Source organism: Aliiglaciecola sp. NS0011-25 (assembly GCF_040370605.1).
Lineage (GTDB): Bacteria > Pseudomonadota > Gammaproteobacteria > Enterobacterales > Alteromonadaceae > Aliiglaciecola > Aliiglaciecola lipolytica_A.
On sequence record NZ_BAABWR010000028.1, the window covers coordinates 1 to 14,125 of the forward strand.

10 protein-coding genes are annotated in these 14,125 nt (G+C 42.1%); 7 read left to right on the forward strand and 3 right to left on the reverse strand.

The window, feature by feature from the left end; translation table 11 throughout:
• Nucleotides 1-152: 152 nt before the first annotated feature.
• Nucleotides 153-2,312, reverse strand: coding sequence for an exonuclease domain-containing protein (locus tag ABWV72_RS19145; protein ID WP_353372482.1), 2,160 nt, complete (start codon nucleotides 2,310-2,312; stop codon nucleotides 153-155).
• Nucleotides 2,313-2,455: 143 nt separating this feature from the next.
• On the opposite strand from ABWV72_RS19145, the gene ABWV72_RS19150 reads away from it, so the two are divergent.
• Entirely contained in the window at nucleotides 2,456-2,647 is a 192-nt protein-coding gene (locus ABWV72_RS19150; protein WP_216046345.1) for a zinc ribbon domain-containing protein, read from the forward strand.
• A gap of 347 nt (nucleotides 2,648-2,994) precedes the next feature.
• Entirely contained in the window at nucleotides 2,995-5,238 is a 2,244-nt protein-coding gene (locus ABWV72_RS19155) for a YgiQ family radical SAM protein (protein ID WP_353372436.1), read from the forward strand.
• A 666-nt stretch (nucleotides 5,239-5,904) separates the two neighbouring features.
• Here the strand turns inward: ABWV72_RS19155 and ABWV72_RS19160 are convergent.
• Nucleotides 5,905-7,446 (reverse strand): cryptochrome/photolyase family protein, encoded by a 1,542-nt coding sequence (locus ABWV72_RS19160; RefSeq protein ID WP_353372484.1) that lies wholly within the window; start codon nucleotides 7,444-7,446, stop codon nucleotides 5,905-5,907.
• 22 nt (nucleotides 7,447-7,468) lie between these two features.
• The gene (locus tag ABWV72_RS19165; RefSeq protein ID WP_353372438.1) at nucleotides 7,469-8,899 is read right to left on the reverse strand and encodes a cryptochrome/photolyase family protein; all 1,431 of its coding nucleotides are present in this window, start codon (nucleotides 8,897-8,899) and stop codon (nucleotides 7,469-7,471) included.
• Between the two features lie 153 nt (nucleotides 8,900-9,052).
• Between ABWV72_RS19165 and ABWV72_RS19170 the strand changes: the two genes are divergently transcribed.
• The 5 genes from ABWV72_RS19170 (at nucleotide 9,053) to ABWV72_RS19190 (ending at nucleotide 14,125) form a co-directional block, all read left to right on the forward strand.
• Nucleotides 9,053-10,171 (forward strand): M14 family metallopeptidase, encoded by a 1,119-nt coding sequence (locus ABWV72_RS19170; protein ID WP_353372440.1) that lies wholly within the window; start codon nucleotides 9,053-9,055, stop codon nucleotides 10,169-10,171.
• A 107-nt stretch (nucleotides 10,172-10,278) separates the two neighbouring features.
• Nucleotides 10,279-10,884 (forward strand): hypothetical protein, encoded by a 606-nt coding sequence (locus ABWV72_RS19175; RefSeq protein WP_353372442.1) that lies wholly within the window; start codon nucleotides 10,279-10,281, stop codon nucleotides 10,882-10,884.
• 18 nt (nucleotides 10,885-10,902) lie between these two features.
• A complete protein-coding gene (locus ABWV72_RS19180; protein ID WP_216046352.1) occupies nucleotides 10,903-11,583 on the forward strand; it encodes an RDD family protein in 681 nt (226 codons plus the stop codon).
• Nucleotides 11,580-12,566 (forward strand): stage II sporulation protein M, encoded by a 987-nt coding sequence (locus ABWV72_RS19185; protein ID WP_342804889.1) that lies wholly within the window; start codon nucleotides 11,580-11,582, stop codon nucleotides 12,564-12,566. The genes ABWV72_RS19180 and ABWV72_RS19185 overlap by 4 nt, the downstream gene beginning before the upstream one ends.
• The gene (locus ABWV72_RS19190) at nucleotides 12,563-14,125 is read left to right on the forward strand and encodes a hypothetical protein (RefSeq protein WP_216046354.1); all 1,563 of its coding nucleotides are present in this window, start codon (nucleotides 12,563-12,565) and stop codon (nucleotides 14,123-14,125) included. Before ABWV72_RS19185 ends, ABWV72_RS19190 begins: the two co-directional genes overlap by 4 nt.

Here is a 14,125-nt window from a genome sequence, read left to right on the forward strand (position 1 = left end):
AAAGCCCATGCTACAAGGGTAAGGGGGAACACATATCTTGTAGGCGGGTGCTTTAGCTCCGCGCAATTAGATTAACCTGAATGAAATGAATCTATGGGCTAAAGCCTATGCTGCAAGGGGAGGGGGGAACATATATCTTGTAGGCGGGTGCTTTAGCCCCGCAAACGACTCCCATTGGCTTTTTCATGACGCACTTCGTTGATAATAAATAACAACTCTGCGGCTGCTTGAGCATCTGATAAGGCTCTGTGATGTCGAGTCATATCAATACCAAAATGCCGGGTTAAGTTGGCTAATGAATAAGACGGAAGGCCTGGAACCGCTTTGCGCATTTCTCTTACCGTACATAACTTGGGCATGCGAAAACTTTGTTCAAGACGTTCAAATTCGGCGCGGATAAAACCATAATCAAAATTGACATTGTGAGCGACAAAAACACAATCAGATAAGTAACTTCGTAAGTTTTCAGCGATTTCCACAAATAAGGGAGCATCACTCACCATTTCATCATCAATACCCGTTAATTGTGTGATTTTTTGCGGAATGTGCCGTTGAGGATTGATTAGCGTTTGCCACGTATCGATCACTTTCCCGTTTACAACCTTGGCGATACCTATTTCGGTTATACGATGTTGATTTGCACGACCGCCCGTGGTTTCGATATCGACGACTGCATAGGGTTGTAAGGGATCTAAAAACCATTCAACTTGAGTGACTGCGACCTTAAAGCCTGATTTTCTTAGTAGCTTTATGGTTAACAATTGGTTTTTACGCAATTGGTCTCCAGGGGCTTTTATTTCTTCAAATCTCAGTCCGGTGTTATCGACTACCATGATATCCGGATAACCGTCAGCGTAGTTTTTAAAGTCCTTTGCCATCATTCTCAAATGCTCTTTGAGACCTTCAATGTCAACATGATCAAAAAATACCGCTAAAACTTCGAGTAAGGATTTGTGCCAACGAAAAATTCCATTGGGGCGACCGTACTTTTCAAGCATAACTTTAGATACTTGTTTGAATGTGATTTGCGCACTGGTCATTCGGTATAGGCGAGTTTCAATATCTTGTTCGTACAGATTATAAAAGTTGTTTTGATTGATAGCCTGGGGTTTGTAATCGAATTCAGTGACTAACGCATTGCTATCCATTTCAAAAAGTTCATGCCAAAAAACTAAACCGAACAATGCTCGCCACAATCGGTTTTCAGTGCGAAAGGCCTGTTTTTTTTGTTTCTGATAAAACAATTTTACGCCATGTTCCACCGAATCCATGTACATTTCATCAATAAGTACTGTTGTTGATTGTTCTCGTAACATGTCGGTGAGCGTACTGGTGCGTTTTTGCTGAAATTTACGGGCCAAAAAGTCTTCGGCAAACGATAATAGTACTTCAGAATCTGGTTCCTCAATAATCATTTCTAAACGGTTTTTCACCCACTCTTTTTCACCTAACTTGTACTTTTCACGGATCACTTTTTCTTGTGCTAAAGGCTCCGAAGATGCGGCTAATAATTTTATGCCAAGAGACTGGTCGTGGGGGAGTATGGCTTTGCCTAATCTTAATAGAAAACGGTCACAATGTTCATTGGCTAAGGTACCTTGTGGAGTTGGAAATGATGGGAACTGTTGGGCAAGTGCAATTTGTTGCTCTGGTAATAAAGACATGACTTCACGCCGTTGATGAGCATAAAAAAACGCACTCTTAGCTTCGTCAATGAAATCGAATCGCGCATTGTCAGTACTGACCCCTCGTTGAGTTGGCATAATCCCCAGATCACGCATTGAAAACTTGGATAAGTTACTGTTCAGATCACCAAAAAATAAGAATAAAAAATAGTTTATGTGCTGATCTTGCCCTCGGTGCAACACAACAGTGGGATCTAGAAAGGCGCAGAAGTCTTCAAATTGACAAAACTCATTCACTAATTGTAAATAATCAGCTTTACTTTGGGAGCTTTTAAAACTGACATTCGCATTACGCAGCACCTGGGCCAATTCTGGTTTGGTTAGATTATGAGTTAATTCAGCAAGATGCTCTTTTTTTACTTCAGTGTAAAAGCCTTCTGTTATAAGCCTCTCTAGATGCAATTGGTGATCGTTAATCTCATCATAAAACAATGAGTTACGTCTGATTATTGGAGATTTTCTATTTAATCCACGGACATACAAACATTGTGCATCTTCACAAAGAGTATGAAATTTACCGATAAAAGCACTATCTTCAATAGAGAGTAAATGTGCACAGGGTCCGGAAACAAACGCGAGAAATTCATGAAAATGAGTTAAATAGTATTTACTGGGGAGTTCTTTCATCAATAGATTAAAAATTTTGCTGGGACACAAAGCCAGTGTATTTTAAAAACTACTGTATATCCAGTCAGTATTGGTTTGTTTTTCAAACTTTTTCGACGCCTTTTACGTAAACAAATTAATCTTTTACAACTCAAGGAGTAGCCATGAGCCTCACAGTAGCAAGTAAATTTGAGTGTCCATATTGTATGACTTACAACGATCTGGAGATAGATGAAGCCAACGACATCAATCAGCAGCAAATAGTAGATTGCCAAATATGTTGCCAACCCATTGAATTACAAGTAATTGATAATGGTTTCGGCATTGAGGTGATTGCAAAGCGGGATGACGAGTAAAGAGCAAGCGGGATGACGAGTAAAGAGCAAGCGGGATGACGAGTAAAGAGCAAGCGGGATGACGAGTAGAGAGCAAGCGGAATGGCGAGTAAAGAGTAAACCCGATCAAGAGTGAAGAGCGCAGGAGGCAAGAAAAAGAAGTCAGGATAATCAACGAGTAGCCTGAACAGCAGAGAACTTCCATGTCGAGCAATCTGCTGCCAACACACAAATGTACAAAGAGTGAGCAGATTACTTGACACTTAGCTGTAGAAGGATGCGTCCTTTATCGCGATATTATTCTTGTCCAAAGGCTTTTTCTGGTATACTCCGCGAAATTTTGAACCCTTAACTTCTTGGTACAATACATGACTGTTATGCGACAGCCTGTTCAGCGAATGAAAGCTGAAAGAGGGCTATTTTCCTATCCTAAATATTGGGCTGAATGTTTTGGCCCCGCTCCATTTTTGCCAATGTCTCGAAAGGAAATGGATCAGTTAGGCTGGGATAGCTGTGACATTATTATTGTGACCGGAGATGCTTACGTAGATCATCCTAGTTTTGGAATGGCTGTAATCGGTCGTGTACTCGAAGCTCAGGGCTTTAGAGTTGGAATTATTTCGCAACCAGACTGGACCAGCAAAAAAGATTTTATGCAGTTAGGTGAACCCAATTTATTTTTTGGGGTAACCGCTGGCAATATGGATTCTATGATCAACCGCTATACAGCGGATCGAAAATTACGCCACGATGACGCTTATACCCCCAATAATGAAGGTGGAAAGCGCCCTGACCGAGCCGTTACCGTTTATACTCAACGCTGTAAAGAAGCCTACAAAAAACCAGTCATCATTGGTGGTATTGAAGCCAGTTTAAGACGAATTGCCCACTACGATTATTGGTCAGACAAAGTAAAACGCTCTGTTTTATTTGACTCAAAAGCAGATATGTTGATGTTTGGTAACGCAGAACGTCCGTTACTGGAAATCGCCCATCGATTCGCCGCAGGTGAGACTATTGTTGACATGCAAGATGTCCGTGGTACTGCAGTAATTCGCAAAGAGCCATTACCTGAATGGCAAGGTGTGGATTCTACACACGTTGATGTAATTGGAAAAATTGATCCTATTCCCAGCCCCTATGAATACATTGAAGATAAGTGTGCGGTAGCTGAAGATGAACAAAACAAAGTTATCGATGACGCGCAAAAAGCGAAACCGGTCGTAGTTCAGCCATTTACTTCTAAATCTCAGCGCAGAAAGCCTTGGGAGAAGACGTACGTCATGCTACCTCCCTATGATGTGGTACGTGCAGAGAAAACACATTACGCCCATACATCACGGATCTTGCATCAAGAAACCAATCCAGGTTGTGCTCGTGCACTGGCCCAGCGCCACGGTGATCGCATTATTTGGATTAACCCGCCTGCTTTTCCATTGGAAACTGAAGAGATGGATGCGGTGTTTGATTTACCCTATGCTCGCGTACCTCATCCTAGTTATGGGAAAGCTAAAATTCCTGCTTACGATATGATTAAAACGTCGGTGAATATCATGCGGGGTTGTTTTGGTGGTTGCACTTTCTGTTCGATTACAGAGCATGAAGGCCGGGTTATTCAAAGTCGCTCAGAAGAGTCAATTATCCGTGAAATTGAACAAATTCGCGACAAAGTTCCCGGTTTTACCGGCGTGATCTCTGATCTAGGCGGTCCTACTGCGAATATGTATAAATTGCGATGTAAGAGCGCAAAGGCGGAACAAACATGTCGCCGTCTTTCATGCGTCTGGCCGGATATTTGTGGACATTTGGACACCGATCAAACACCTACCGTTGAGCTTTACAAAAAAGCTCGTAAAGTGGAAGGTGTTAAGAAGGTATTGATTGCTTCAGGTGTGCGATATGACTTGGCCATTGAAGATCCTAATTATGTTCGTGAATTAGTCACCCATCATGTGGGCGGCTACTTAAAAATCGCTCCAGAACATACTGAAAAAGCACCACTTGATAAGATGATGAAACCCGGCATGGGCACTTATGAACGTTTTAAAGAAATGTTCGATAAGTACACCAAAGAAGCGGGCAAAATTCAGTATCTTATTCCGTATTTTATTTCTGCTCACCCGGGCACGGAAGATATGGATATGGTGAGTTTGGCCATGTGGCTCAAAGAGCACAACTTTAAGTTGGATCAGGTGCAAAATTTCTATCCATCACCGATGGCCAACGCGACTACCATGTATCACACGGGTAAAAATCCGATTCATAAAGTCAATCACAAAAGTGAACAAGTTACAGTGCCCAAAGGTGAGATACACCGCCGCCTGCATCGTGCTTTTTTACGTTATCACGATCCAGCAAACTGGCCAGTAATCCGCAAAGCATTGAAAGAAATGGGTAAAGCGCATTTGATTGGCAACGGACCCAAGCACCTAGTGCCTCTAGAAAGCAAAGAGGAACTAAGTGGTAAGGCGCACAATGCATATGCAAAACGGTCTCGAAACAAGGCTTATGCCAAAGGCAAAGGAAATGCCAAAGCTCAGCAAGGATTGACGCGATTCAGTGATAACCAGCCCCACAACAAGGCGGCAGGCAAGTCCAACAAAAAACGTTAATTTAGTCCCCAACGCGGTGCTAAAGCACCCGCCTACAGGGTGTAGCACGGGATTTATCCCGTGGCTGTTTGATACATCGAGGCTAACGCGGGGCTAACTCATCCACCTACAAGATGTAGCACGGGATTTATCCCGTGGCTGTTTGATACATCGAAACTAACGCGGGGCTAACTCATCCACCTACAAGATGTAGCACGGGATTTATCCCGTGGCTGTTTGATACATCGAAACTAAACCGGGGCTAAAGCACCCACCTACAAGATGTAGCACGGGATTTATCCCGTGGCTGTTTGATACATCGAAACTAACGCGAGGCTAACTCATCCACCTACAAGATGTAGCACGGGATTTATCCCGTGGCTGTTTGATACATCGAAGCTAACGCGGTGCTAAAGCACCCACCTACAAGATGTAGCACGGGATTTATCCCGTGGCTGTTTGATACATCGATACTAACGCGGTGCTAAAGCATCCGCCTACAAGATGTAGCACGGGATTTATCCCGTGGCTGTTTGATACATCGAAACTAACGCGGGGCTAACTCATCCACCTACAAGATGTAGCACGGGATTTATCCCGTGGCTGTTTGATACATCGAGACTAACGCGGTGTTAACGCATCGCCAACAAGGTGTAGCACGGGATTTTTCCCGAGGCTAAGCCACAACTACACACGTTCATTGTTATCTAATGCCTTAAAAAATATATCGCTGTCTTGGCGAATATGTCTTAATTTGTCATCTTTCATCTTATTTAGCGTGGCGTATGGCATGCCTAACCTTGGGTTTGTGGCGAGCTTTTCTCGATTGCGATCTAAAAAGTCCCAATAAAGATAATTGAATGGGCAGGCCTGGGCACCAGTTTTCAGTTTGACGTTGTAATGGCAATGTTGGCAGTAATTCGACATTTTATTGATATAACTTCCGCTTGCAGCATAGGGTTTACTCGCGAGTAGTCCACCATCAGCATATAAAATCATGCCGCTAACATTGGGCATTTCCACCCATTCATAGGCATCGGCATACACAATCAAATACCACTCATTGACATCATCAGGGTGCACCCCAGCCAATAACAAAAAGTTACCCAATACCATTAAACGTTGAATATGATGGGCATAGGCGTTGTCTCGTGTTTCGCTGATGCATTGCTGCAAACAATTCATATCGGTTTCTGCATTCCAGAAAAAATCTGGTAATTTTCGCTGTGCATGCAACGCATTTTGCTTTTTGTAATCGGGCATTTTTAGCCAATAAATACCTCTGACATATTCTCGCCAGCCAATAACCTGACGAATAAAACCTTCGACGGAATTAAGCGGGGCTTCGCCATTACGATATGCATTCTCAGCAAGCTCAACGACCTCTTTGGGCAGCAGTAATCCACAGTTCAAATAAAAGCTGATATGGGAATGAAAAAGCCAAGGTTTACCTTGCACCATGGCATCTTGATATTGGCCAAAGTTTAGTAACCTTTGGCTGACAAAATCTTTCAACACCACTAAGGCTTGCTGACGTGTGGTGGCAAAGTGAAAATTGTCCAAATTGCCAAAATGCTCAGCAAATTCAGACTCAACCAGTTTCAATACATCTTGAGTGATGTGATCGGGGTCAAACTGAGTGTGCGCAGGAACCTCGACATCTTTATCCATAGCATTGCGGTTAGCGCTGTCATAATTCCATTTACCCCCGCTGGGTTGATCAGCTTCCATCAAGGTCATACTCGACTGACGGATTTGTCGATAAAAAAACTCCATTCGCAGTTGTTTTTTATCTTTTGCCCAATCAGCAAAATCATCTATATGACTTAAAAAGCGGTCATCGTTCAAGATCTCCACGGGAATACCTAGCTTTTGTTGCCAACTTTGAAAATCTTTAAGTACACGGTACTCGCCGGGAAATGTCAGCGCGACTTTATCTATCTCTAGGTTTTGACAGGTCCGCTCCACTTCCTTAAAAAGGCTGCCTTGGTTATCAACATCTTCATATTTTATATAACGGACTTGATACCCTGAGTCCGTTAATTCTTTGGCAAAGTGACGCATGGCAGAAAATAAAAATGCGATTTTCTTTTTGTGATGTTTTACATAGCTGGCTTCTGTTTTTACTTCCGCCATCAAAATTAAATCACTGTTTTTGTCACAATCTCGCAGGCTTGCTACCGACATACTTAGCTGATCGGCGAGAATTAATCTTAAGGTGTTTGCCATGGCTTTCATTTCATCCTGTCATTTAGGCGTTTTTAACCGCTTCATAGGCATCTAAAGCTTGTTGGCGCGACTCTTTTAAATCCACCAATGGGTGAGGGTATTCATCACCAAGACGGATTCCTGCTGTTGCTAAGACTTCTTTAGGTGCGTCCCATGGTTTATGGATGTACTTGTTGGGAAGGTGTTTTAACTCAGGGCAGTAATGACGTACGTATTCACCTTCACTATCAAATTTTTCACCTTGCGTAACAGGATTGAAAATCCTAAAAAAGGGCGATGCATCGGCACCTGAGCCAGCTATCCATTGCCAGCTCGCACTATTGGCGGCCAAATCCGCATCCAATAAACAATCCCAAAACCAGCTCTCGCCATGATGCCAATGGGTGCGAAGGTTTTTCACCAGATATGAGCCAACGATCATGCGCACACGGTTGTGCATGTAACCGGTCTGCCACAGTTCACGCATTCCCGCATCAACAATGGGCACGCCTGTCTGACCTTGTTGCCACGCTTGCAAGTCATTATTGCGACCACGCCACTGATATTGATTGAATTTGGCATTGTAATTTTCACTGGGTAAGGTCGGAAAGTGATATAACAAGTAATAACTAAATTCACGCCAGCCAATTTCACTTAAAAAACAATCCATGTGCGGGTCTTCCATGCTGCCGTTAAATTTATGTAAGGTGGCATACCATATTTGGTTTGGAGATATCTCTCCAAAATGTAAATGCGGTGAAAGATGAGATGTGCCATTAAGGCTGGGTACGTCACGGGCTTGTTTGTAATCATTTATTGGCTCATTTAAAAACTCACTCAGTGAAACACCGGCTCCCTCTTCGCCTGGCTGCCACTGCTGTTGCATCTGTTTGTACCAGCTAATTTCCGGCAACAACTCAAGGCTATCTATTCCTTGATCCAGCTTATTTTGATAAATAAAATTAGCTTGTTTTGGGGCAGCCTCAACGGAACGAGGAGAAGGCGCTTTTAAACATCCTTTGCGGTAAAAAGGAGTGAACACTTTATAAGGCGAACCACTCTGGTTCATGATCGTCCAGGGTTCCCATAATAAAGAGCCATTAAAACTATTTACCTGCACGCCATCTTCTTGCAACTGCTGTTTTACTGCTTTATCGCGATGTATCTGCCAGGGTTCATAGCAGCGATTCCAGACAACTTGAGTCGCCCCAGTTTGTTGAATAATCTTTTGTAATACATCAATGGGATTGCCGCTAGCGATATGCAGCTTACCGTCTAGTGATTTGTTCAAGCTGTGTAGCGAGTGATGCAGCCACCATTTACTGGCTGCGCCTGGTGTGAAACTTTCGGCGTTGCAATTATCATAAATATAAACGGGGATAACATCGCCGTTGTTACAAGCCTCGCGCAGTGCAGGGTTATCCCGCAGGCGAAGGTCTTGTCGAAACCACATGAGGCTAACTGGATTACTCAAAGCCAAAGTCCTTATTTATTATATTAAATCTAAAGTGATTAATACCCAATTTAAGCAAATATGGATCTCATCAATTACGCATATTAATTTGTACAACTGTTGCTATTCCATTAACGTATTCATAATTGTGAAATAGATTGTTTGAGTCAATAAATGAACCAATTTTCCAAAGAATATCTCGTGGTTGCGCAAAACGCGTCTGGGCGGAATATGAACGTGCCTTTGTATCGTTTTAAAGGCAGTAAACCAGGTCCCAAGGTGTACCTACAAAGCTCGATTCATGGCGCTGAGGTGCAGGGCAATGTTGTGATTTATCACTTAATTCAATTGCTTAAAAATCTGGATATATGTGGTGAGATTACCTTAGTACCAAATTGTAATCCGGTGGGCACCAACATCAAAGCTGGTGAGTATACCTTGGGCCGATTTGATCCCATCAATGGCACCAATTGGAATCGGGGTTATTATTATGATCAAAACTTGGTGACTGAATTTGTAGATACGGTAGCCAATGATGAACCGCTGCAATCGATTAAATCCCGTTTTCGTCAGGCTATCAAACAGAAAATTGATGATGAGTTAACGGATACTTGGGGATTAGGGCTTGCGCAACAGCTTAACTTAAAATTACAACAATTAGCTTTTGATGCCGATATTGTGATTGATTTGCACAATGGGCCTGTCTCTACAAGGCATATCTATGTGCCTGAATATGCAAAAGCGTCAGCGTCTTTGTTTAATATTCCTCATGTTATTTTGATTCCCAATAAATTTGCTGGTGCTTTAGATGAAGCGACGTTTTGCCATTGGTGGAGTTTACAAGACTTATTAACTGAAAAAAGAGCTAATCCAATCCAGTTCGAAGTTGAAGCCTTTACCTTAGAGATGGGTTCTCAAGAAGTGATTAGTTTCGATGAAGGATTGTACGATGCACAAAGTATTCTGTCTTACTTGAATGCCAAAGGCTGTCTAGTGGATGCCCAATACACCCCAAAAGACATGCAGCGAGTGGCAGTAACACTAAACAATTACAAAATCCTTTATACCCACCAAGGTGGAATAGTCGATTATTTAGCAAAACCCGGTATGGAAATCAAAAAGGGTGAGCCCCTAGCTAAGGTACTTAATGTCGATGAACTAGAAAATGAACGGGGTACAGAAACGATTTGTGCACCATGTGACTTAATTCCGATTTTGCATTTTCCATCCGCTTCGGTGTTGAGCGGTACACAATTGTATAAATGTTTCACCAATTATTTCCAGTTAACCTAAGGTCTAATTAGACCCATTAAAATGCTGGATATCGAGTATGTTTATGGCATACTCAAACGAAGGCGAGTCTGTGCTCAGTTTGTTATGCCGTTAGTACAAGGAAGTTCATGTCGACAAATTATAATAATAATGAGAGTGTGTATAACGCTCCGGCTGCCGATTTGGGTGACTTAGAGCAGCATGATTTAATCGACAAAAACGCCTTTTTTGTGGTTTCCCGCACTAAATTAATTATCTTATCTTTTTGTACACTTAATCTTTATCTCATTTATTGGTTTTACCGTAATTGGAAATTGCAAAAAGACAATGCCGATTTTGATTGCACACCTATTGTCAGGGCTATTTTTAACATATTCTTTACCCATTCGTTGTTTGCGCAAGTTAACGATGCCTTGCAGTCTAAAGGTATTGCGTGCAGGGCATCAGGCTTAATGGCAACTTTTTATGTAATCACCATTGTAGTTTCTGCTTTAACTAATCGCTGGGAACCGAGCGTTGATCAACTCGCCTTATATGTAGTATTTTTTCTGGCAACGATCGCGCTGATATTGTTACCTATTTGGTACGTCCAAGATCGTATAAATCAGGTTTGTGATGATCCCCAAGGCGCACAGAACGCTGCACTGACGTTAACCAATTGGATATTTATCTTACTCGGCTTAATTTATTGGGGTTTTGTATTTATGGGTATATTTATATCTTTTATTGGGTAGTAAACAAGAGTTATACGGTTGAAAATAGATAATCAAATAAATTTAGAAACCCCAGAAGGCATTGATATCCAGCTCACGCCAGCAGGTATTGGCGTGCGCACTTTATCCTTTATTTATGATTTACTTATCCGTTTAGTCATTATGCTCGCAGCTGGTATAGCTTTGTCTTTTGCGGGTAATATGGGAATAGGGTTAATGCTCATAGCGGCTTTTTTGGTGGAATGGTTTTACCCAGTGATATTTGAAATAACAAAAGGTCAAACACCAGGTAAAAAATCCTTTGGCTTAACCGTCGTTTATGACAATGGTTTGCCAGTTACCCTTGCCGGTTCATTAATTCGAAACTTATTTAGAGCGGTTGATTTTTTGCCTTCGTTTTATCTGCTAGGGGGAATTTGCCTACTACTTTCTAAGCACAATAAACGGGTAGGGGATTATATTGGCGGCACTATGGTGGTGTATAACGAAGCACCACTTAGAATGAGTTATTTTAACTTTGAAAAGCAAAAAAATGTAGAGCTACAGCTAGATCCAGAAATGCAGAAATCGATTATAGCGTTTGCTGAGCGCAGTAAAACCTTAAGTGCTCAGCGGCAGCAAGAATTAGCCAATATTTTATCACCCATTCTCAATGTGCAAGGTCCTGAAGCCGTTAGCCAACTTAAGTCTATTGCGGCTAATTTGGTGGGTAAAGCATGAAGCAGCATGATTTTATACAATCACGTCAAAAACAGTGGTCAGATTTTGCTGAAGCGATAAAAGATCCCAATAAATTGCATGAATACGATATTGATCTTCCCCATGCATTTCGGCAGTTAACTCATGACTTGGCTGTGGCAAAAAGTCGCCTTTACAGCCCCGCATTAATTTCCCGCTTAAACGATCTTTTACTGCAGGGACAGCAGTGTTTATACAAACCGAGTAACCGGATTTGGGCGCCGTTTTGGCAGTTTGTTAAGTACGATTTTCCAGCTCAGTTATTGCTTATTCGCCGCTATGTGATTTGGGCGCATATATTATTTTATGGTTTAGCCATAATTACCTTTTCGGTCACTATGATAGAACCAGAATTTGTGCGAAATGTAATGCCCAATTCGCAAGTTACCCAATTAGAACAAATGTACGATCCGGCATCCCGCATCGATGAAACCACCGGAAACTATCGAAACGAAAGAGATTCTGATAGCGATTTTCTAATGTTTGGATTCTATATAAAAAATAATATATCCATTGCATTTCAGTGTTTTGTGGGAGGTTTTTTATTGGGGTTTGGAACACTCTATTACTTACTGTTTAACGCTATATTTTTTGGTGCGGTGAGTGCTCATATCGTGAATGTCGGATTTTCTAGTACATTTTTTTCTTTTGTTATTACCCATGGTTCATTTGAATTAACGGCCATTGTGTTGTCTGCGGCTGCTGGGGGCGTAGTAGGAATGCATATTATTCGACCGGGGCAATTGTCACGCACGGCGGCTTTGAAACAGGCCGGTAAAATTACATTTCCGATTATTTTTGGCGCATTTTTAATGTTGGTGGTTGCTGCGTTCATTGAAGCTTTTTGGTCGAGTAGCACACTACTTCCCAATGCAGTGAAATATGCAGTGGGCAGCGCCTGTTGGCTGTGGATTTTGCTCTACATTTTTCCTAGAAACCCTCGTTCTGGCGAGAAATCGTCGTGAATATTGATAACCTAACGTTGGAAATTCGTCCTCGTAATAGTTGGCGGTCCTTTGATTTAGGTTGCCGCATGGCCTTGCGTTGGTATCGATCATTAATCAGTTTTTGGCTGGTGGTTACCTTACCCATATTTGTATTGGCCTGTGCCATTGATATTGTTTGGGGTGTAGTCGCTTTTTGGTGGTTGAAGCCTCTGTATGAAAGAGGTTTGCTGCATATCTTGAGTCGTCAGGTGTTTGGCGAGACGGTCACCGCTAAAGATGCGATTAGAGCTTGGCCTCGATTATTGAAAAAACAATGGTTTGCTAGTATTACCTGGCGTCGGTTATCACCTACTCGCGGGTTTGATTTAGCCATTCAACAATTAGAAGGTCTAGATGGTGTTGCTCGCAGCAAGCGTTTATCTATCTTGCATCGAACGATTGATGATAATACCGCTTGGTGGACATTTATCTGTCTCGGCTGGGAGCTGATCATTATCTTTGGTTTAGTGGCCCTTATTAGTTATGTGGTGCCGGCGGGAGTGGAGTTTGATTATTGGCTGGTGATCACGAGCGATAATTGGGGTACCGAACTGACATTTAACCTATTTACTTACCTCGCTTATTTACTTATTGCGCCTATTTATATTGCAGGTAGTTTCGCAGCCTATCTAAACCGGCGAGTTATCTTAGAAGCGTGGGACATAGAAATTGGCTTCAAACGAGCCATTAATAAAGTTACCAAACCAGCATTAGGGGCGGTGGCAAGTTGCATTTTAGCAGTGATGTTATGTTTTTCACCGGTATCTGAAAGTTGGGCAGAAGATAGCTCAGCAAAAATTGAATTACCGCAGTTTGAAGATAATCAATATTCAGAGCTTAAAGATACAGATCCCGCAAACCAACAAAATATTGAGTTTGAAAGTGAAGCAAAGATTCAAGCAATACTTGATGTGCCGCCTTTCAATGGTCAGCAAACTGAAACTGATTATCGCTGGGTGGGCTGGGGGTCAGACGACGAAGCTGAAAGTGACAGTGAGAAAACAAGCTCTGATTTACCGTCTTGGTTAGTCAATGGCTTGATGTTTTTTGCAAATTTTTCTGAAGTACTAATGTGGCTGGCGTTTGGCGTTACCTTGTTATTGTTGGTTTATCTGTCAAAAGACAATATTAAAGGTTTTTTTAATCAATCGCCTAAGCAACCCGCAACAGATGAATTAGAAATGCCTTTGTTTAGTCAGGCTTATCAAGGCGATGCCATGCCTGATGATGTCGTGTCAGAAATAGATTTACTGTTCGACGCTAAAGCCTATCGCAAATTGATGTCATTAATGTTGATAACCAGCTTACTGGAAATCAGTAAAGAGCAGGCTCTACCTTTGACCAAATCAATGACCGAACGGGAATGCCTTGAAGTGATTAAAACCTCGGTTGTCGGTGAACGAAGTGAGTTTATGCAACGCCTAGTCGACACTTGGGTGCACTTAGCCTGGGCACATAAATGGCCAGAAAAAACAACTATGCAACTGTTATGTGAACAGTGGAAAACCCTGTTTGCAGATGCAGAGGTTGGAAGATGA

Coding starts and splice junctions, on each gene's coding strand:
- ABWV72_RS19145 (WP_353372482.1), bottom strand. CDS start 2,312: ATGAAAGAACTCCCCAGTAAATACTATTTAACTCATTTTCATGAATTT.
- ABWV72_RS19150 (WP_216046345.1), top strand. CDS start 2,456: ATGAGCCTCACAGTAGCAAGTAAATTTGAGTGTCCATATTGTATGACT.
- ABWV72_RS19155 (WP_353372436.1), top strand. CDS start 2,995: ATGACTGTTATGCGACAGCCTGTTCAGCGAATGAAAGCTGAAAGAGGG.
- ABWV72_RS19160 (WP_353372484.1), bottom strand. CDS start 7,446: ATGGCAAACACCTTAAGATTAATTCTCGCCGATCAGCTAAGTATGTCG.
- ABWV72_RS19170 (WP_353372440.1), top strand. CDS start 9,053: ATGAACCAATTTTCCAAAGAATATCTCGTGGTTGCGCAAAACGCGTCT.
- ABWV72_RS19175 (WP_353372442.1), top strand. CDS start 10,279: ATGTCGACAAATTATAATAATAATGAGAGTGTGTATAACGCTCCGGCT.
- ABWV72_RS19185 (WP_342804889.1), top strand. CDS start 11,580: ATGAAGCAGCATGATTTTATACAATCACGTCAAAAACAGTGGTCAGAT.